The organism is Rhodoferax sp. (assembly GCF_023701345.1).
In the GTDB taxonomy this organism is placed as follows: domain Bacteria; phylum Pseudomonadota; class Gammaproteobacteria; order Burkholderiales; family Burkholderiaceae_C; genus Rhodoferax.
Genome location: NZ_JAMPXE010000029.1, coordinates 1 through 19,012 on the forward strand (window position 1 = coordinate 1; position 19,012 = coordinate 19,012).

The 19,012-nt window shown below is 62.3% G+C and carries 15 protein-coding genes and 1 pseudogene; 10 read left to right on the forward strand and 6 right to left on the reverse strand.

The genetic code is table 11. The features are described 5' to 3' along the window. A pseudogene (locus NDI87_RS06005) lies at positions 1-212 on the forward strand (phosphomethylpyrimidine synthase ThiC); the annotation flags it as partial. 42 nt (positions 213-254) lie between these two features. Next, positions 255-1,421 carry an FAD-binding oxidoreductase gene (locus NDI87_RS06010; RefSeq protein ID WP_296273905.1) on the forward strand — a complete coding sequence of 389 codons (1,167 nt, stop codon included), beginning with the start codon at positions 255-257 and terminating at the stop codon, positions 1,419-1,421. 72 nt (positions 1,422-1,493) lie between these two features. Here the strand turns inward: NDI87_RS06010 and NDI87_RS06015 are convergent, their stop codons facing one another. Then, positions 1,494-2,009: an anti-sigma factor gene (locus NDI87_RS06015; RefSeq protein ID WP_296273907.1), complete on the reverse strand. Its 516-nt coding sequence runs from the start codon at positions 2,007-2,009 to the stop codon at positions 1,494-1,496. Between the two features lie 4 nt (positions 2,010-2,013). Further along, positions 2,014-3,465: an argininosuccinate lyase gene (argH, locus tag NDI87_RS06020; protein WP_296273909.1), complete on the reverse strand. Its 1,452-nt coding sequence runs from the start codon at positions 3,463-3,465 to the stop codon at positions 2,014-2,016. Between the two features lie 89 nt (positions 3,466-3,554). Between argH and NDI87_RS06025 the strand changes: the two genes are divergently transcribed. From NDI87_RS06025 to NDI87_RS06035, 3 genes are read left to right on the forward strand one after another with little or no spacing between them, the layout of a single operon-like run. After that, positions 3,555-3,716, forward strand: coding sequence for a hypothetical protein (locus tag NDI87_RS06025; protein ID WP_296273939.1), 162 nt, complete (start codon positions 3,555-3,557; stop codon positions 3,714-3,716). After that, complete coding sequence (locus NDI87_RS06030) at positions 3,713-4,456, forward strand: LytTR family DNA-binding domain-containing protein (protein WP_296273912.1); 744 nt, start codon at positions 3,713-3,715, stop codon at positions 4,454-4,456. The genes NDI87_RS06025 and NDI87_RS06030 overlap by 4 nt, the downstream gene beginning before the upstream one ends. Positions 4,457-4,461: 5 nt before the next feature. Beyond that, complete coding sequence (locus NDI87_RS06035; RefSeq protein ID WP_296273914.1) at positions 4,462-5,643, forward strand: YbfB/YjiJ family MFS transporter; 1,182 nt, start codon at positions 4,462-4,464, stop codon at positions 5,641-5,643. A 60-nt stretch (positions 5,644-5,703) separates the two neighbouring features. Here NDI87_RS06035 and NDI87_RS06040 read toward each other — a convergent pair whose 3' ends face one another. Both NDI87_RS06040 and ppc read right to left on the reverse strand, forming a co-directional pair. After that, complete coding sequence (locus NDI87_RS06040; RefSeq protein ID WP_296273916.1) at positions 5,704-6,774, reverse strand: AbrB family transcriptional regulator; 1,071 nt, start codon at positions 6,772-6,774, stop codon at positions 5,704-5,706. A gap of 103 nt (positions 6,775-6,877) precedes the next feature. Further along, positions 6,878-9,727, reverse strand: coding sequence for a phosphoenolpyruvate carboxylase (ppc, locus tag NDI87_RS06045; protein WP_296273918.1), 2,850 nt, complete (start codon positions 9,725-9,727; stop codon positions 6,878-6,880). 102 nt (positions 9,728-9,829) lie between these two features. On the opposite strand from ppc, the gene hemC reads away from it, so the two are divergent. The 5 genes from hemC to NDI87_RS06070 all read left to right on the forward strand — a co-directional run bounded on the left by hemC (position 9,830) and on the right by NDI87_RS06070 (position 15,548). Continuing rightward, a complete protein-coding gene (gene hemC / locus NDI87_RS06050) occupies positions 9,830-10,780 on the forward strand; it encodes a hydroxymethylbilane synthase (RefSeq protein ID WP_296273920.1) in 951 nt (316 codons plus the stop codon). Positions 10,781-10,782: 2 nt separating this feature from the next. Further along, positions 10,783-11,592: a uroporphyrinogen-III synthase gene (locus NDI87_RS06055; protein ID WP_366028416.1), complete on the forward strand. Its 810-nt coding sequence runs from the start codon at positions 10,783-10,785 to the stop codon at positions 11,590-11,592. Beyond that, complete coding sequence (locus NDI87_RS06060; protein WP_296273922.1) at positions 11,589-12,668, forward strand: uroporphyrinogen-III C-methyltransferase; 1,080 nt, start codon at positions 11,589-11,591, stop codon at positions 12,666-12,668. Before NDI87_RS06055 ends, NDI87_RS06060 begins: the two co-directional genes overlap by 4 nt. A 2-nt stretch (positions 12,669-12,670) precedes the next feature. Next, positions 12,671-13,954, forward strand: coding sequence for a heme biosynthesis HemY N-terminal domain-containing protein (locus NDI87_RS06065; RefSeq protein WP_296273923.1), 1,284 nt, complete (start codon positions 12,671-12,673; stop codon positions 13,952-13,954). Positions 13,955-14,078: 124 nt separating this feature from the next. Beyond that, the gene (locus NDI87_RS06070) at positions 14,079-15,548 is read left to right on the forward strand and encodes an aminotransferase class V-fold PLP-dependent enzyme (protein WP_296273924.1); all 1,470 of its coding nucleotides are present in this window, start codon (positions 14,079-14,081) and stop codon (positions 15,546-15,548) included. Between the two features lie 140 nt (positions 15,549-15,688). Here NDI87_RS06070 and NDI87_RS06075 read toward each other — a convergent pair whose 3' ends face one another. Together NDI87_RS06075 and NDI87_RS06080 are read right to left on the reverse strand one after the other, a co-directional pair. After that, on the reverse strand, positions 15,689-18,628 hold the full coding sequence (locus tag NDI87_RS06075) for an Rne/Rng family ribonuclease (RefSeq protein ID WP_296273925.1): 2,940 nt from the start codon (positions 18,626-18,628) through the stop codon (positions 15,689-15,691). 104 nt (positions 18,629-18,732) lie between these two features. Continuing rightward, entirely contained in the window at positions 18,733-18,912 is a 180-nt protein-coding gene (locus NDI87_RS06080; RefSeq protein WP_296273926.1) for a hypothetical protein, read from the reverse strand. Positions 18,913-19,012: the final 100 nt, after the last annotated feature.

Here is a 19,012-nt window from a genome sequence, read left to right on the forward strand (position 1 = left end):
CGCTGCCGAAGGACTCGTCCAAGGTGGCGCATTTCTGCTCCATGTGCGGCCCCAAGTTTTGCTCCATGAAGATATCGCAGGAGGTGCGTGACTACGCCAAGGTCAAGGGGATGAGCGACGAGCAGGCGCTGACGGACGGAATGCAGGACATGTCGGATGCGTTCAAGCGCGCAGGCGGAGAGATTTACGTGCCGATTCAAAAAATCGACTGATCAGGGTTAAAGTGTTTGCATGGTTGGACCCGATTTAAGATCATGCAAACAACAGACGTTCTCATCATCGGTGCCGGCATGGCCGGCGCCTCGGCGGCGTACTTTCTGGCGCCCCATGCCAAAGTGCTGATTCTGGAGCGCGAGGCGCAGCCCGGCTACCACGCCACCGGGCGCTCGGCCGCCTTGTATTCCGAGACCTATGGCAATGCCGTGGTGCGCGCCATCACCACCGCCTCCCGGCCTTTTTATTTTGATCCGCCCGAGGGCTTTTCACCTTATCCTCTGGTGACGCCACGCGGCGCGCTGATTGTGGGCGCCGCGGCTGACCATGACGCGCTGCGCCAGACGCTGGACAGCATGCGCGCCCTGGTGCCCAACATTGCGTGGTGGACGCAAGAGCAGATCCTGCAACGGGTGCCTGTGCTGCGGCCCGAGGCCGCGGTTTTCGGCGTGTTTGAGCCCGACGCCATGGACATGGACGTGCATGGCATTCACCAGAGTTTTCTGCGCGGGGCCAGGGTGGCCGGGGCGCAACTGGTGTGCAACGCGGGCGTGAGCCAAATCCGCCATGACGGCCATGCCTGGTTTGTCGAGACGCCTGCAGGGCAATTTAGCGCGCCCATCCTGGTCAACGCCGCCGGCGCGTGGTGTGACGAATTGGCGCAATTGGCCGGGGTCAGGCCGGTGGGTCTGGTGCCGATGCGGCGCACGGCCTTCACCTGCGAGGTACCAAAATCCGTGCAAATTCAGGATTGGCCGCTGGTGATTGATGCTGCCGAGACCATTTATTTCAAACCGGAGGCCGGCTTGCTGCTGGTGTCGCCTGCCAATGCCGACCCGGTGCCGGCGCAGGATGTGCAGCCCGAGGAACTTGATGTGGCGATCGCCGTGGACCGGCTGGAGAGCGCCACCAGCTTGCAGATCAGGCAGGTGCGGCGCAAATGGGCCGGTTTGCGCTCGTTTGTGGCTGACAAAACCCCTGTGGTCGGATATGCGCCCGATGCGCCGGGATTTTTCTGGCTGGCGGGGCAGGGCGGCTACGGCATCCAGACCGCGCCGGCCATGGGCGAACTGGCTGCGGCCTTGGTGCGCGGATTGAGCGTGCCGCCGGCCATGGCGGCCCTGGGTGTGTGGCAGGAAGCGCTTGCGGCCGGACGGTCCTGGTTTAATCAGTTGGATTCAGAGCACGTCGCTGCGCGAGTGGTCTGAATCCTAATCAGTTGAGGACAGAGCAAATTTGCTGCGCAAATCTTGGTCTGTCCCGCAAGGCCTCAGGTTTTTTTAAAACGCTTTTTGGATCAGCGCGCCGCGGTAGAGGTAGGGTTGCAGCGGTAGTGCACCGGCTTCGGCACCCCCGCGGTTTTCGACACTGATCGCCAGTTGCGTCACTGCCGCAAGTGTCTTCTCGGTGGCTGGCAACTGCGCGGTCTTGAGCTTGGGTGTCAGCACCCCCAGCGACTTGGGCTGGCCGCTGGCGCTGGTGTCCCACAACTGCATGCTGTCGTTGGGCCCTTCCTTGATGTCGGTCAGGCGCTGCAACTGCAAAAAGCCGTCCTGCGGGTCAAATGTGACCAGCACGCCGGGGGCCTGTTGGGCATCGAGCAGCACCGCGATGTATTTGGTTTGCGGCACATTTTTGAGCTTGGCCTGCAGGTGGCCGATTTGTGCGTTGAACATCTCGTACATGCCCACCCCGCTGGCCGCCGCCACGGCCAGAATCACCAGACAGATGATGGTGGCCAGGCGCCAGCCGGTGGTGTAAGGCGGGATCGGCTCGGTGGTTTCAGGTGTTGTCATGTGTTTAACCCAACCTTGCCCGGTGTTTGGCAATTTGCAGGCGCACCTGGTTCGGTGCGGTACCACCTAGTATGTCACGGGCGTTGAGCGAGCCGCGCAGGCTCAAGACCTGGTACACGTCTTTCTCGATGCTCGCATTGAAACCCTGCAGCACCGCCAGCGGCAGTTCTGACAAATCGACCTGGTGGCTGATGGCAGCCTTGACCGCATGCGCCACGGTTTCGTGCGCATCGCGAAACGGCAGGCCTTTCTTGACCAGGTAATCGGCCAGGTCGGTCGCGGTGGCGTAGCCGCGCAGGGCGGCCTGTTCCATCGCGGGGGAGTTCACCGTGATGCCGCCTTCCTTCTGACCGGTGGCCGGGTTGGGCTGGCCGCCGATCATCTCGGCAAAAATGCGCAGCGTGTCGGTGAGCGTGTCCACGGTGTCAAAGAGCGGCTCCTTGTCTTCCTGGTTGTCCTTGTTGTAGGCCAGCGGCTGGCCTTTCATAAGCGTGATCAGGCCCATCAGGTGGCCCACCACGCGGCCGGTCTTGCCGCGCGCCAGTTCGGGCACGTCGGGGTTTTTCTTTTGCGGCATGATGGAACTGCCGGTGGTGAAGCGGTCGGCAATCTTGATGAAACCGAAGTTCTGGCTCATCCACAAAATGAGTTCTTCGCTCAGGCGGCTGATGTGCACCATGCACAGCGAGGCGGCGGCGGTGAATTCAATGGCGAAGTCGCGGTCACTCACCGCATCGAGCGAGTTCTGGCACACCTGTGGCTGCCCCTGCGCGTCGACCATGCCTAAAGCCCGGGCCACGCGTTCGCGGTCCAGCGGGTAGCTGGTGCCGGCCAGGGCGGCCGCGCCCAGCGGCAGCCGGTTGACGCGCCGGCGCACGTCCGCCATGCGTTCGGCGTCGCGGCTGAACATTTCCACGTAAGCCAGCAGGTGGTGGCCAAAACTCACGGGTTGCGCCACCTGCAGGTGCGTGAAGCCGGGCAGGATCACTTCGACATACTGGTCGGCCACCTCCAGCAAGGCCTGTTGCAAGTCAGTCAGCAGGGCGCTGATCAGGTCGATTTCGTCGCGCAACCAGAGCCGCACGTCGGTTGCCACCTGGTCGTTGCGCGAGCGCCCGGTGTGCAGGCGCTTGCCGGCGTCGCCGATGAGCTGGGTCAGCCGCGCCTCGATGTTGAGGTGCACGTCTTCCAGGTCGAGCTTCCACTCGAACACGCCGGATTCGATCTCGGCGCTGATCTGCGCCATGCCACGCGTGATGTCGGCCAGGTCCTGGGCTGTGATGATGCCTTGGGCCGACAGCATGTCGGCGTGCGCCAGCGAGCCGGTGATGTCGGCCTGCCACAGGCGCTTGTCAAAAAATACGCTGGAGGTGTAGCGCTTGACCAGATCGCTCATGGGTTCGGAAAACAGCGCCGACCAGGCCTGGGACTTTTTGTCGAATTGGTTTTGGCTCATCGCGGATCAAAGTTAAGAGGAGGGCAGGGTGCCCGAGAATCATCAATAATTGCCACAGTGACCAAGTGGGTCACCCATCAGGCAGATGAATGCAAGAATCCCAAATTTTATCGGCCTTCCACGCCGCCGCCGCAATGCCGGCTGAGAACACCGCGCCAGCGCCCGTGGCGCTGGTGTTTGATGCCTGCCATGTGAGGGTGGTGCTGCGCGCCGTGCTGTTTGTGCTGGCCGTGATGGCGGTGCCCGCATGACGATCCGTGTGTTGCTGGTGGATGATGAAAGCCTGGCGCGAGGCCGGCTGAAAACGCTGCTGGGTGATTGCCGCCAGCCCGGTGCGCAGGTGCTGGGCGAGGCCGCCAATGCCGTGCAGGCGATCGATTTTTTGCAGCACCACGACGTCGATGCGGTGCTGGCCGACATTCACATGCCAGGTGCCGACGGGCTGATGCTGGCGCAGGCGCTGCGCCAGTTGCCCCATCCCCCGGCCGTCGTTTTTGTGACGGCCTACGCTGAACACGCCGTGCAGGCTTTTGATCTGGAGGCGCTGGATTACCTGACCAAGCCGGTGCGGCTGGAGCGCTTGCAGGCAGCGCTGCAAAAAATAGCGCGGGTGGCGCAACAGGCACAAGAAGATCCAACCGAAGTTGTCGAGGAAGTACTGGTGATCCAGGAGCGCGGCCGTGCCGAGCGCGTGCCGCTGGCGCATGTGCTCTACCTGAAAGCCGAGCTGAAATACATCACGGTGCGCACCGCCAGCCGCAGTTTCCTGCTGGAGGGCGCGCTGTCCGAGCTTGAAAATCGTTACGGCAGCCGCTTCATTCGCATTCACCGCAATGCGCTGGTGGCCCGGCGCGCCGTGCGGGCGCTGGAAAAACACCTTGACCCCGAAGAGGGCGAGGGCTGGGCGGTGCGTCTGGATGGCGTGGCGGAGCCGCTGTTTGTCTCGCGCCGCCAACTTGCCGCCGTGCGGGCGCTGGTGAGTGCGGTTTGAGGCCCATGGCGCCTACAGTGACACGCCTCAAGGTGCTGAGCGCAGGCATTTTCAGCCTGATTCTGGTGCTGGGCGTGGCGCGCTTTGCCTACACGCCGCTGCTGCCGCTGATGCAGCAACAAGCCGGCCTGGGCGTGGCCGAGGCCGGCTGGCTGGCGGCCATCAATTACGCGGGCTACTTGACCGGTGCGCTGATTGCCTCGCGCATCAGCAGCCTGCTGCTCAAGGACCGGCTCTACCGCATCGGCATGGTGCTGGCCATTGTCAGCACGCTGGTGATGGGCCTGAGCACCAATCTGGTGGTGTGGGCGATCTCCCGCTATGTGGCGGGTCTGACCAGCGCTGCGGGCATGTTGCTGGGCACCGGGCTCATCATGAACTGGCTCATCCGCCACAACCACCGCAGCGAACTGGGCATCCATTTTGCCGGCATCGGTTTGGGCATTGCCGGCTGTGCCGGCGCGGTGATGCTGTTCACGCCCTGGCTGGACTGGCGCGAGCAATGGTTTGCCTTTACTGCGTTGGGCTGCCTGTTGCTGGTGCCGGCGCTGCGCTGGTTGCCTCCGCCGGACACCAGCGGTCTCACCACCACCGGCCAGAAGCTGCAAGACAAGCCGCCGAGCGCGCTGTATTTGCGGGTGTTCATGGCGGCCTACTTTTGCGCCGGCTTTGGCTATGTGGTGAGCGTGACGTTCATTGTGGCCATCGTGAACCAGCTGCCGGGCCTGGCCGGCTGGGGCAATCTGGTATTTTTGGCGATTGGCATCGGGGCCGCACCGGCCTGCATCAACTGGGATTTCATTGCCCGCCGCATCGGCGACCTGAACGCGCTGATTCTGGCCGCCCTGCTGCAGATCGTGGGCATTTTGCTGCCGGTGCTGGTGCCGGGCCTGTGGTCCGCGATGCTGGGTTCGCTGCTGTTTGGCGGCACCTTCATTGGCATGGTGAGCCTGGTGCTGAGCATGGCCGGGCGCTACTACCCCGGCATGCCAGCCAAAATGATGGGCAAGATGACGCTGTCCTACGGCGTCGCGCAAATCATCGGGCCGGCCGTCACCGGCATGATTGGTGCGCGGTTGGGCAGTTACAACGCCGGCTTGTACGTGGCGGCCGCCGTCATGGCTCTGGGCGCCGGGTTGCTGTTGGCGCTCAAGCTGGTAGAGCGGCGCGACGCGCAGGGTGCTTGAGAAAGGGCTCGTCAGCCAATCGCCGAAGCTGATATCAAGCTCACGCAGCGATTGCCACGCTCATCGGTCGTTGTGTGATGGTGTGGCAATGAAGCGCGACACGTGCGGGCCCCAGACGAGAACCATCAAAAGTCGTGCCAATTGCATCGCCATCACAAAGCCGGCATCGACGGCACTGGTCGCAGCGATGATCGCCACGGAATCTGCACCGCCCGGACTGCTTGCCAGATAAGCGGTCAGCGGGTCATAACCCGCCCATTGGTTCAGGCCCACGGCGATGACGACACCCACCCCCATCAGCGCAAAGATCGACCCCAGTACCGCGGGCAAGGCGCGCCAGGCATGCCGCAGGATGCTCGGCGTGAAGCGCAGGCCGATACTCCAGCCGATCACGGCATAGGAGACGGCCAGCAGCGCGGGCGGCAATTCAATGACCAGCAGGCCCATGGCCTGCAAGGCCGCGCCCAGGATCAGCGGGACCACCATCGCGCCACCCGGGATTTTCAGCCAGCGCGCCACGCTTGAAACGGCAAAGGCAAGTACCAGGGTCCAGCCCAGGTGGCCGGCATGGATGACCGAAAACCAATGCACTTCAGGGGCTATTGGGGGTGCCGCCTGGACGGTCCAGAAATGCGCGACCAGGGCGGCCACCGCAGTGACCATCGCAACGCGCAAATACTGCATGAAGGCGACCAGCCGCACATCGGCCCCATAGGCCTCCGCCATCACGACCATGGCTGAGGCAGCACCCGGTGCCAGGCCCCACACCGCCGTGGTTCCAGGGAAAACCTGGCGCCGCATCAGGAACCAGCCCAGGCCGGCGCTGGCGGCGATGATCGAAACCGTGGCGCCGAGAAAGAGCGGCCAGTCACCCGCCACCCTGACCAGTGTGGCAGGCTGCAGGCTTTGCGCCATCAGGCAACCGAGCACACCTTGCGCCAGCGCGAACAGGGGGTTGGGGACGCCAAGCCGAATATCCCGGGACGACAGCAGGATGCCCGCCAGCATGCAACCCAACAGCACCCCGGCCGGCAAATGGAATGCGGTGAGCGCCCAGGCCAGGACAGCACTGATCAGGAGAAGGACGCCCCACCACAAGGCAGGCATCGTTAGACGTGGGTTGACAAGCATGGGAATTCAAGACGCCCCCAGCTATCAGGCTTATAGCTGGGGGCGATTATTTTATGAGGCTGAATCCGGATTGCTTTTCAATGACCCTGGACGGAGCGGGTGCCTAACCGGTGTTGCGCAGCCCTGCCGCGATGCCGTTGATCGACATGTGGATGCCGCGTTTGAGGCGGGCATCGGTCTGGCCGGCGCGAAAACGCCGCACCAGTTCCACCTGCAAATGGTGCAGCGGGTCGATGTAGGGAAAGCGGTGGCGGATCGAGCGTTGCAGTGCCGCATTGTGGGTCAGGCGCTGTTTGTCGCCGGTGATCAGCTCCAGCGCCCGCGTGGTGCGCTGCCATTCCAGCTCGATGGCGCCGAAGATTTTCTTGCGCAGGCGTTTGTCATCCACCAGTTCGGCGTAACGCGAGGCCAGTGCCAGGTCGCTCTTGGCCATGACCATGTCCATGTTGGACAGCAGCGAACTGAAGAATGGCCACTGCTTTTGCATTTGCTGCAGCAGCGCCAGGCGCTGTTTGCTGAGCTTGGCTGTGGCCCCGGGCGGATTGAGGAAAGCGTCTACCGCCGCACCAAAGCCAAACCAGCCGGGCAGCGTGAGGCGGCATTGGCCCCAGCTGAAGCCCCAGGGAATGGCGCGCAGGTCTTCAATTTTCTGCGTGGCCTTGCGTGATGCCGGGCGCGAACCAATGTTGAGTTCGGCAATTTCGCGGATCGGCGTGGCATCAAAAAAGTACTCGGTAAAGCCCGGCGTTTCGTACACCAGCTTGCGGTAGGCCGCCATGCTGGACAGCGACAGCTCGGCGGCGGCCTGCAAATAAGCGGGCTCGGCGGATTGGGTCGGGTGCAGCAGGGTGGCTTCGAGTGTGGCTGCCACCAGCGTCTCCAGGTTGCGCCGGCCGATTTCGGGGTTGGCGTATTTGGAGCCAATCACCTCACCTTGCTCGGTCAGGCGAATCTGGCCGCGCACGGTGCCCGGGGGTTGTGCCAGGATGGCCTCGAAGCTGGGGCCGCCGCCGCGTCCCACGGTACCGCCACGGCCATGGAACATGCGCAAGCGGATCGGGCTGGGCTGGGCGCTCCGGTTGATGCCGTCAAACATGTCCACCAGCGCAATTTCGGCCTGGTAAAGCTCCCAGTTGCTGGTAAAAATGCCGCCATCCTTGTTGCTGTCGGAGTAACCCAGCATGATGTCCTGTTCGCCATACTGGTCTGGTGCACCGCGTTGCACCATCGCCAGCACGCCGGGCAGGGCGTAATACTCGCGCATGATGGTGGCTGCGTTGCGCAGGTCTTCGATGGTTTCGAACAGTGGCACCACGATCAGGTCGCAGCTGGCTTGCGCGTCCAGCGTGCCGTGCATCAGGCCAACTTCCTTTTGCAGCAGCATCACTTCGAGCAGGTCGCTCACGGTTTCGGTGTGGCTGATGATGTAGTGGCGAATGGCTTGCGTGCCAAACAGGGCGCGTGACTGTCTGGCGGCTTCGAAAATGCTGATTTCGCTGTTCACATGGGCACTGTAGGCATGGCCCATGACGCGCAGCGGGCGCGCGTCGTTGAGGAGGCCCAGCAACAAGGCCCGTTTGGCGGTCTCGTCGAGTTGCCCGTAATGCGACGTGATGCGGGCCACGGCCAGCAGTTCGGCCAGCACCGCTTCATGCTGGTCCGAGCTTTGCCGCAGGTCAACCGTGGCCAGGTGAAAACCGAACACCTCCACGGCCCGGATCAGCGGCTGCAGCCGTTGCCCGACCAGGGCTTGCGCCTTTTGCGCGATCAGGGACGACTCGATCACGCGCAGGTCACGCAGCAGTTCCTCGGGCGTCAGGTAGGGGTTTTGCGGTGCCACCGCATGGCGCGCGGCTTCGCCTCCGCTGAGGTCTTTGAGGGTGGCGGCCAGCCGCGCATAGACGCCGATCAGGGCGCGCCGATAAGGTTCGTCCTTGCGGTGTTCGTTGGTGTCGGGTGAGCTTTGGGCCAGCGCCTGCATCTCGGGCGGAAATTCCACCAGCATGGCCGACAGCGACAGTTCGCCGCCCAGGTAATGGATTTCGGTCAGGTAATGCCTGAGTGCCATGTCGGCCTGGCGCCCCAGCGCATGGCTGAGGGTTTGGGCGTTGACGTTGGGGTTGCCGTCGCGGTCGCCGCCGATCCACTGGCCCATGCGCAGGAAACTGTGCACCGGGTGCGGTCCCAGCGCCTGTTCCAGGCTGGCGTAGAGTTTGGGGATTTCACGCAGAAAGGTGGATTCGTAATAACTCAGCGCGTTTTCGATCTCGTCGGCCACCGTCAATTTGGTAAAACGCAGCAGCCGGGTGTGCCAGAGTTGCAACACGCGGGCGCGCAACTGGGCCTCGTTCTGGCTGAGTTCGCGCGGCGTCAGGGCATCGTGCGCCACTTTGTTGGCGGCCGCCTGCGCCAGAATGTCGTCGCGTGCGGTGAGCAGCTGGGCGATGGCGCGTTCGGCGTCCAGGATGCTTTTGCGCTGCACCTCGGTGGGGTGGGCAGTGAGCACCGGCGACACAAAACTGTGCGCCAGCATCTGGCTGATGGCTTGCGGCGAGATGCCTCCGCTGCTGAGGCGTTTGAGCGTCATGTCGATGCTGCCGGCTCGTATGCTGCCGGCGCGCTCGTGCACGGCGCGGCGGCGGATGTGGTGGCGGTCTTCGGCCAGGTTGGCCAGATGGCTGAAATAAGTAAAGGCCCGCACCACGCTCACGGTCTGGTCGCTGCTGAGCGACTTCAGCAATTTGTTGAGCGCCTTGTCGGCCACCGGGTCGGCATGGCGGCGAAAAGTGACCGAGAGCTGGCGGATCTGTTCGATCAGGGCATAGGCGGCCTCGCCCTCCTGCTCGCGGATCACATCGCCCAAAATGCGACCGAGCAGGCGGATGTCTTCTACCAGCGGGCGCTCGCTGCTGGGGATGGCGTTGTTTTTGGGTGCGGGGGTGGGCTTGGGCATGGCAGTTTTGAGGGTCGGTGGGGAATAGCTTAAGCAAAAGCCATGCTAGCATTCCCGAATTGAACAAGATTACGAAAAGGTTACGGCATTGTGCCAATCAATATGCATCAATTCACCATTGCAACAAGAGAAAGTCGCCTCGCCATGTGGCAGGCCGAGCATGTACAAGCCCTGCTGAGTGGCATGGGCCATCAGGTTGCGCTTTTGGGCATGACCACCCAGGGCGACCAGATTCTGGATCGCGCCTTGAGTCAGGTCGGCGGCAAGGGCCTGTTTGTCAAGGAACTCGAGGTGGCGCTGGAAGAAAAACGCGCCGATCTGGCTGTGCATTCGCTCAAGGATGTGCCGATGGAGCTGCCCGAAGGCTTCAGTCTGGCCTGTGTGATGGCGCGCGAAGACCCGCGCGATGCCTTTGTCTCAAACACCTATGCCAATCTGGATGCCCTGCCGCAAGGCGCGGTGGTGGGCACCTCCAGCCTGCGCCGCGTGGCCTTGCTGCGCGCCCAGCGGCCCGATCTGCGCATTGAGCCCTTGCGTGGCAACCTCGACACCCGGCTGCGCAAGCTCGACGAGGGCTTGTATGACGCCATTGTGCTGGCCGCTGCCGGCCTCAAGCGGCTGGGCTTGTCGTCTCGCATTCGTGCCGTATTTGAGCCCTCGGTGATGCTGCCCGCTGCGGGTCAGGGCGCGCTCGGCATTGAGGTGTGCTCCGATCGTGCCGATGTGGTGGCGGCGCTGGCGCCGCTGGTGCACCGTACCACCTGGCTGGCCGTGGCGGCAGAACGTGCCGTGAGCCGGGCCATGGGGGGCAGTTGTTCGATGCCGCTGGCGGCCTACGCCACGCTGTCCGACGACATCCTGACGATCGATGCCGCCTGGGGCGATACCGAGGGGCGGTTGCCCCTGGTGCGCGTGCGCTTGAGCGGTCCGGTGAGCGACTTGTCGAGCGCCACCGATCTGGGGCTGCGGGTGGCGAATGACCTGCGCGCCAAGGTGCTGGCGCAAGGCGGTACTTTGGCGCATCTGGCCGCGTCCACTGACCAGCCAGGTTGATCGTGCGCCTGATCGTGACCCGGGTGCAGCCGCAGGCGCAGCAGTGGGCTGACCGGTTCGAGGCCATCGGTCATGAGGCGCCGGTGCTGCCGCTGATCGAGGTGCGTGGTCTGGCCGATGCCACGGCGGTGCATGAGGCCTGGCTGAACCTGTCCCGCTACAGGGCGGCGATGTTTGTCAGCCGTCATGCGGTCGATTATTTTTTTCAGGCAAAACCGGCTTCAGATCCCGGTGTCCAGGCACTGGCCGCCATGACCACAAGATGGTGGTCCACCGGCCCCGGAACGGCCCATGCCCTGCTGGCGCACGGGGTGCCCAGGCCATTGCTGGACACCCCCCCGGAGCAGGCCGGGCAGTTCGATTCCGAAGCCCTCTGGCAACAGGTGCAGACCCAGGTCCGGCCAGGTGACAAGGTGCTGATTGTGCGCGGTGACAGTGTGTTGCCTGACGGCGCATCGGTGGACGACCATGACCAGGGCGTTGGCCGCGAATGGTTGGCCGAGCGGCTGCGTCAAAGTGGTGCGCAGGTGGATTTTGTGGTGGCATACCAACGCGGTGCACCCGTTTGGACCAGCCAGCAGCGTGCGCTGGCACAGTCTGCGGCCAAGGATCGTTCGGTCTGGTTGTTCAGCAGTGCCGAAGCGCTGGACCATTTGCGCAGCTTGTTGCCTGGTCAGGACTGGTCGGCCGCACGTGCGGTGGCAACCCACTCCCGGATTGCGGCGGCCGCCCGGGGCTTGGGCTTTGGTGTGGTAGCGCAGACACGGCCCACTTTTGAAGATGTACTGGCCTCGATAGAATCCTTGGCATGAACCCCCAGCTTTCCCCTGATCCCGCCGACATCGGCGACGCGGCTGCGCCAAACTCCGGCACGGCTGCTGTGGACGCAGGCCCTGCGGCTAACAGTGCAACAATCGCGCGTTCAATCTTGTGGGCGCTTGGTTTTGCGGCCTTGCTGGCTTTGTTGACGGTCGTTTTGTTGTGGCAAAAAGTTGCCGGCATGCAGGAGCAACTGGCGCGTCAGAGCGCAGAGGCACAGTCGCAGTCGCTGGAAGCGAGGGCATTGGCCAAGCAGGCGGTGTCCCTGGCGCAGGATGCCGCAGCCCGTGCTGCGGTACTGGATTCCCGTTTGAGCGAAGTTGCCCTGCAGCGCAGCCAGCTTGACGAGCTGATGCAAAGCATGTCGCGTTCGCGCGATGAAAACCTGGTGGTTGACATTGAGGCCGCCCTGCGTCTGGCCCAGCAACAGGCGCAGTTGACGGGCAGTGTGGAGCCCTTGCTGGCGGCACTCAAAAGCGCTGACCAGCGCATTGTGCGCGCGGCGCAACCGCGGCTGGCTTTGCTGCAGAGCGCCATTGCCCGCGACATTGACCGGGTCAAGTCTGCCGCCGTGAGCGATACCCCCAGCTTGCTCGTCAAGCTGGACGAATTGGTGCATCTTGCCGATGAACTGGTGCTGGCCAATGCGGTGGCGCCAGCGCGCCAGAGTGAAAAAAGCCTGGTCGCGCCGCAGCAGTCTCCCGTCAGTTGGTGGCAAAGCGGTTTCCAGATGGTGATCGGGGAAGCTCGCAACCTGGTCAGGGTGAGCCGTATCGAGACGCCGGAAGCGGCACTGTTGTCGCCCGAGCAGTCGTTTTTTCTGCGGGAAAATTTCAAGCTCAAGTTGCTTAACGCCCGTCTGGGGCTGCTGGCCCGGCAAATTGATTCGGCACGGGCAGACCTTGCTGATGTCGAAGCCTTGTTGAAGAAATATTTTCAAGCCAACGCGCGCAAAACCCAGACAGCGACAGCCTTGCTGCAACAGGTTCAGGGGCAAATGCGCACCCTGCAGTTGCCACGCATTGACAACACGCTGGCGGTGCTGGCTACCGCTGCTGCCGGACGCTGACGATGCGTGTCGCCTTGTGGTTTTTGGGTTTGTTCGGTGTGGCCGTCTTGCTGGCCTTGTTTGTCAGCAGCAATGAGGGCACGATCACCGTCTTCTGGCCACCGCATCGGGTTGATCTGTCGCTCAACATGGTGGTGGTGTTGCTGGGCCTGTTGTTTTTGCTGATCCATCTGGCGCTCAGGGCCCTGGTTGCCTTGTTTGCCCTGCCGGGACAGGCGCGCTCGTGGCGTGTGCGTCACCAGGAGCAGGTCATGCATGCCACCTTGCTGGAAGCCTTGTCCCATTTTGTCGCCGGCCGTTTCCTGCGGGCCAGAAAGGCGGCGTTGGAAGTGCTGGCGCGTGAATCGGCCATGGCGGGGAGTGAGGGCGGTTCGGCGGCTGTGCGTTTGCGAGTCATGTCTTATCTTTTGGCGGCTGAAAGCTCCCAGGCGTTGCAGGACAGGTCTGCGCGCGATGCGCATCTCCAAAAGGCCCTGACACAGTCTGCCAGCCTGGGTGCTCTGGGTGTGCGCGAGGGATTGTTGCTGCGTGCCGTGCGCTGGGCGCTGGAGGACCGTGATGCAGAGGCGGCGCAGGACTGGTTTGGGCTGTTGCCGTCCGGGGTTGCGCGGCGCACCGTGGCCTTGCGTTTGCGACTCAAGCTGGCACGTTTGGCGGGGCAGTCCGGTTTGGCGCTCGATACCGCGCGCTTGCTGGTCAAGCATCGCGCCTTTTCAGACGTGTCTGGCCGCGGGCTGGTGCGTGCCCTGGCGCTGGAAAATATTCTGGATGCACGCGATACAGAACAGTTGCAGCGCGTCTGGCACAAGCTTGAAGCTGCCGAACAAGCCATGCCTGAGGTGGCCTGCCTGGCGGCAGAGCGCTACCTGCTGCTGGGGGGGGATCATGCCCTTGCCCTGGACTGGCTGCTGCCGGTGTGGGAGCGCATGCTGTCAACCCAGGAAGGCTTGAGTCAAAGTCAGGAAATTGGTCTGATCCGGGTGCTTGAAACGGTATTTTCCCGTTCCGTCGATTCGGTCTGGCTGGTACGAATTGAGCAGGCACAAATGGCCCAGCCGGGCGATGCCGTGTTGCAATATCTGGCGGGCGTGGCTTGTCTGCACCTGGAATTATGGGGCAAGGCCCAACAATTGATCAAGCAGGCCTTGCCGCGTCTGCACGACCACCAGCTGGCCGCCCGCGCATGGGTAATGCTGGCCGATCTGGCCCAGCGTCAGGGTGATGCCGAACAGGCGGCTGCAGCCTGGCAACAAGCGGCGCAGCTGGCCTTGCGGCAGGACGACTGAGACCTTCGGAATTCGCTGGCTGATACATGTGGTTTATCAAATCACTGACTGCGAATAAGATACAGATACGCAAGCTGCGGCCCAGCTCTGTGAACCCCCGCACAATCGCAGAGGAACGACAGTTATGCAAATTGATCACGCTGAAACAGCCAACATCGAAAAACTGATTTCCAGAATTGGTGCCGGGTTGGATCAATTCCTGAAATTTGAACATGAGGACTGCTGGCACGCTGAGCCCCAGTGGCGCGCGCACCTTGATGTGCCCTTGCCGCATCAGGGTGTTGGCATTGACCAGGTCATCGATGATTTGGTCATGCACGTCATCCCGAACGGATCGGCGGTTCCCAAACCTGGCTTCACTTCTTTCATTACAACGGGCGCAACAAGTGCATCGGTGTTGGCCTCAACCGCAGCCAGCATCGCCGCACCCCAGCGTTACCTTCTCAATGCGTTCAATCTGCTGGAGGACGTTTCACTTCGGTGGCTGGCATCCATGTGCCACGTCGGCCACATGCAGGGTGTTTATAGCAGTGGCGGCTCGGTTGCCAACTTGCTTGCCTTGGGTGCTGCAAGGCAGTTTGCCTTTGAGAAACTTGGGCATGATGCCGGTGCCGATGGGATTTCCAAACCTGTTCATGTTTACGCAAGTGCAGAGTCGCACCATACCATTCAGCGATCTGCCGGTGTGCTGGGCATCGGCCGTCGGGCCTTACAGATCATTGCGTGTGACAGCCAGGGTCGAATGCGGGTTGATGCGTTAGGGGCCGCTATCGAAAAGGACAACCGTTCCGGCATCGTGCCCATGGCGATCGTTGCCTCTGCCGGGACCACGAATACTGGCGCCATCGATCCATTGAAGGAAATTGGTGAGATTGCCAAGGAATACGGTATCTGGTTTCATGTGGACGGGGCTTATGGTTTGCCGGGCATTCTGGACGAGCGAATCCGTCACCTGTATGACGGCTTGGAAATGGCTGACTCGGTCATTGTTGATCCGCACAAATGGTTGGGTGCGTCCGTTGGCGTTGCCGCCACCTTTGTGCGTGATCGCCAACTGTTGTATCGGGCGTTCACACAAGAGCCTGCCGATTATCTGGAAGGTGCGATCAAGCAGGAGACTGAAGCGGCCCCCAGAATTGAGCACTCCATGGATGATTTTGGTGTGCCCTATTACGATTACGGCGTGGAGCTGAGCTCCCCTTGCCGAGGGGTGGTTGTGTGGGCCATGCTTCGTGAGATTGGTGTTGAGGGAATGACACAACGCGTGAAACGCCATAACGATATGGCAGGCTATATCGCGATGGCTGCCAAGGCACACCCCAATTTGGAACTGTTGCTTGAGCCCACGCTGTCAATTTGCTGCTTTCGGTATGTTGCGCCTGGCATCGTTGATCTCGATGCCTTCAACAGGCAGTTGCACCGACGGCTGATTCGGGAGAATCAGAATCTGCCCAGCACCACGCAAGTGAATGGGAAATTGGCTTTGCGACCCTGCTTTGTTGGGGCGCGAACAAACCAGGCCCATGCAGAAGCACTTTTGAAAGACGTGTTACGCATTGGGCAAGACCTGGCCAAAGAGTCGATCGGCTTTTGAGGGGCTGTTACGGTCACCCGCCATGCCTTCGAAATCCTCGCCAGCATTGGGAGTCCAGCGTTTCGTGGGTCAACAGGTGCAACACCCGTTGGGCAATAAAAAGGGCACCCGAAGGTGCCCTTTGACTTGAGGGTCTGGTCTTAGACCTCTTCGGTCTGCTCGAAAGGAAGCTTCTGCTCACGCAGGTCGCGTTTGGTTTCCACCAAGACCAGCGGCTGGTCGTCCAGCACGGGCAGCGGAGGACGTTGACGCGGCACGTGGACGGGCTTCGGTGCCGCTGCAATCGCTGCTTGCGCCATGGCTACTTTTTCGGCATCCGATTGCACCCATTGCAGGCCGGATTGTTGGGCGACTTGCGCCAATTCATCCAGTGGCAGCGCAAAGGCTTGTACCGTGGGCATCGCCTTGGGCGATGTTGCTGGTGCTGCTGGTGCAGACACCTCAAGTGCCACAGGAGCCGGGGCTGCCACCGTGGCAACCGGAGCTGGTTCAGGCGCCGGCATTGGAATGGCGGCTTCCTGCGGTGCCACGACCGCTGCCAAAGCTGCAGGCTCGGCGGCTACTTCCGTTGTCGCCGGCACCGGTGCGGGTGTGACGGGCGCCACCACCACGGCTTGCGGCTGGCTGCTGTCCGCTGGCACGCTGAAGTAAGACTTGCGCACCGGTTCCTGTTCAGCGCCCGCTTCAGCAGCCTGGGGCTCCTGACCTGGCTGATCGGACGACTCGCTTCGTTCAGTGCGCTCGGTGCGGGGTTTGCGGTCGCGGCCATAACGGTCACGCGAACGTTTTTCCCTTGGCATGCCGTTGTCATCACGCACTGTGTTGTCGGCGCTGCCCTGCTCGCCGACAGTGGCTGAACTGCCTGCGCTGTCTGCGGCAGGGTTCACGTCAGTCGCATCGGTGCGAGGCGCTTCTTCCGGACGTGGTGTGCGCTCGGGGCGCCGTTCATTGCGGCCACCGCGCTCGGTGCGGGGCGGACGATCGCCGCGCTCGGCGTTGCGGCTACCGCGCTCGGGACGTTGCTCGCCACGACCTGCTGTATCAACAGCGGCGCTTAGTTCTGGGGTGGCATTGCCAGCGTCAAATGAGCTCTGCGTTTCTGCACGGTCCTTGCTGGCTCCATTGCGGTCAGGGCGGCCGGTGCGGTTGCCCCGGTTGTCGTTGCGGCCTTCGCCGCGGCCACCACGTCCCTCATTGCGCGGACCGCGACCTTCCGGGCGACCTTCGCCGCGACCTTCCGGGCGCCGGGTGCCGTCACGTCCTGGTCGGCCTTCACGCGGCGCACGTGTTTCGTCCTTGCTGGCAGCCATGGCCACGGGAGCGGCAGGTGTTGCCTCAGGGCTGGCGCCAAACAGATTTTTGAGCCAGCCGAAAAAGCCCTTTTCAGCCACCACAGGCGCTGCTGCAGGTTTGGCCGGGCGTGCCACCGGGGCGGCGGCTTTGACCGGCTCGGGTTTGGGGATGACCACGGGTGCTGGGGCGTCAGGCAACACACCCTTGATGACCGGCGTTTGACGGTTGGTGGGCTCTTGCGAGCGACGCGTCACGGCGGTCGCTTCTTCGACCTCATCAGCCATCTTGTAGCTGGCTTCGATGTTGTCAAGGCGCGGATCGTCGTGTTTCAGGCGTTCCAGACGGTAGTTAGGCGTTTCCAGCGACTTGTTGGGCACCATGATCACGTTGATGCGCTGCTTGAGCTCGATCTTGGCGATCTCGGTGCGTTTCTCGTTGAGCAGGAAGGACGCCACTTCAACCGGCACCTGACACAGCACGGAAGCGGTGCTGTCTTTCAGTGATTCTTCCTGGATGATGCGCAAAATTTGCAGCGCGCTCGATTCGGTGTCGCGGATGTGGCCCGAGCCACCGCAGCGCGGGCAGGGGATGGAGGCGCCTTCCGACAGTGCCGGGCGCAGTCGCTGGCGGCTCATTTCCATCAGGCCGAATTTGCTGATGGTGCCAAATTGAACACGGGCACGGTCCTGGCGCAGCGCGTCGCGCAGGCGGTTTTCCACTTCGCGGCGGTTGCGGCTTTCTTCCATGTCGATGAAGTCGATCACGATCAGGCCGCCGAGGTCACGCAGACGCGCCTGGCGCGCCACTTCGTCAGCGGCTTCCAGATTGGTGCGGGTGGCGGTTTCCTCGATGTCGCCGCCCTTGATGGCGCGCGCCGAGTTGACGTCGACCGAAACCAGGGCTTCGGTGTGGTCGATCACGATGGCACCGCCGCTGGGCAGCGTGACCGTGCGGGCGTAGGCCGACTCGATCTGGTGCTCGATCTGGAAGCGGCTGAACAGTGGCGCGTCGTCGCGGTAACGCTTGACGCGCGCGGCGTGCTCGGGCATGACGTGCGCCATGAACTGCTGGGCCTGCTCGTACACGTCGTCGGTGTCGATCAGGATGTCGCCAATGTCGTGGTTGAAGTAGTCGCGGATGGCGCGAATCACCAGGCTGGATTCCTGGTAAATCAGGAACGCGCCCTTGCCGCCCTTGGCGGCGCCGTCAATGGCGGACCACAACTTGAGCAGGTAATTCAGGTCCCATTGCAATTCAGGTGCAGCGCGGCCAATACCGGCGGTGCGGGCAATGATGCTCATGCCGTTGGGGTATTCGAGCTGGTCCAGCGCTTCCTTGAGTTCAGCGCGGTCTTCGCCTTCAATGCGGCGCGACACACCACCGCCGCGCGGATTGTTGGGCATCAGCACCACATAACGACCGGCCAGCGACACAAACGTGGTGAGTGCCGCCCCCTTGTTGCCGCGCTCTTCTTTTTCCACTTGCACCAGCAGTTCCTGGCCTTCCTTGATGGCGTCCTGGATGCGCGCCTGGCTGACCGCAACACCTTGCTGGAAATACTGTTTGGAGATTTCCTTGAACGGCAAGAAGCCGTGGCGCTCTTCGCCGTAGTCGACAAAGCAGGCTTCCAGTGACGGCTCTACGCGTGTCACCACGGCTTTGTAGATATTGCCCTTGCGCTGTTCACGCCCTTCAATTTCGATTTCGTAGTCGAGTAATTTTTGTCCATCGACAATGGCGAGGCGGCGTTCTTCTGCCTGCGTCGCGTTGATCAGCATCCGTTTCATGGGTCGCGTTCCTTCAATTCAAATAGCAATAACAAGCTCATGACGAGCATTGATACACGAACTGACGCTTTGAAACGAGGCGGAAATAGCCGGAGAACCCGAACTCAGGTTTTGAGTACGGGTATAGGCGCGTGGAGGAGAGCGATCGGGATGGGTGCTGGTTTTGCTATTGATGTAATAGCAGTTTGCGTCCGTTTGGCGGGCGCCGATGCCTGATAAATGCCGAACAGCAGCGCGGTTTCGCGCTGCAGGCAGTTACACATCAGGTTAATCAACACAAACATATCGCTTCATTCCATTCACAGCACAGGTCTGTGAATTTTGGGTATTCCATATCAGGGTTTCATTGCGTCGTTTTGACCCTTCAACCGGTCTGCCATGGCT

Excerpts from the sequence above, each read along its gene's own strand:
- NDI87_RS06035 (WP_296273914.1), top strand. The coding sequence starts at position 4,462 with ATGGCGCCTACAGTGACACGCCTCAAGGTGCTGAGCGCAGGCATTTTC.
- NDI87_RS06065 (WP_296273923.1), top strand. The coding sequence starts at position 12,671 with ATGCGTGTCGCCTTGTGGTTTTTGGGTTTGTTCGGTGTGGCCGTCTTG.
- NDI87_RS06075 (WP_296273925.1), bottom strand. The coding sequence starts at position 18,628 with ATGAAACGGATGCTGATCAACGCGACGCAGGCAGAAGAACGCCGCCTC.
- argH (WP_296273909.1), bottom strand. The coding sequence starts at position 3,465 with ATGAGCCAAAACCAATTCGACAAAAAGTCCCAGGCCTGGTCGGCGCTG.
- NDI87_RS06040 (WP_296273916.1), bottom strand. The coding sequence starts at position 6,774 with ATGCTTGTCAACCCACGTCTAACGATGCCTGCCTTGTGGTGGGGCGTC.
- ppc (WP_296273918.1), bottom strand. The coding sequence starts at position 9,727 with ATGCCCAAGCCCACCCCCGCACCCAAAAACAACGCCATCCCCAGCAGC.
- hemC (WP_296273920.1), top strand. The coding sequence starts at position 9,830 with ATGCATCAATTCACCATTGCAACAAGAGAAAGTCGCCTCGCCATGTGG.
- NDI87_RS06025 (WP_296273939.1), top strand. The coding sequence starts at position 3,555 with ATGCAAGAATCCCAAATTTTATCGGCCTTCCACGCCGCCGCCGCAATG.
- NDI87_RS06030 (WP_296273912.1), top strand. The coding sequence starts at position 3,713 with ATGACGATCCGTGTGTTGCTGGTGGATGATGAAAGCCTGGCGCGAGGC.
- NDI87_RS06010 (WP_296273905.1), top strand. The coding sequence starts at position 255 with ATGCAAACAACAGACGTTCTCATCATCGGTGCCGGCATGGCCGGCGCC.
- NDI87_RS06070 (WP_296273924.1), top strand. The coding sequence starts at position 14,079 with ATGCAAATTGATCACGCTGAAACAGCCAACATCGAAAAACTGATTTCC.
- NDI87_RS06015 (WP_296273907.1), bottom strand. The coding sequence starts at position 2,009 with ATGACAACACCTGAAACCACCGAGCCGATCCCGCCTTACACCACCGGC.
- NDI87_RS06060 (WP_296273922.1), top strand. The coding sequence starts at position 11,589 with ATGAACCCCCAGCTTTCCCCTGATCCCGCCGACATCGGCGACGCGGCT.
- NDI87_RS06080 (WP_296273926.1), bottom strand. The coding sequence starts at position 18,912 with ATGTTTGTGTTGATTAACCTGATGTGTAACTGCCTGCAGCGCGAAACC.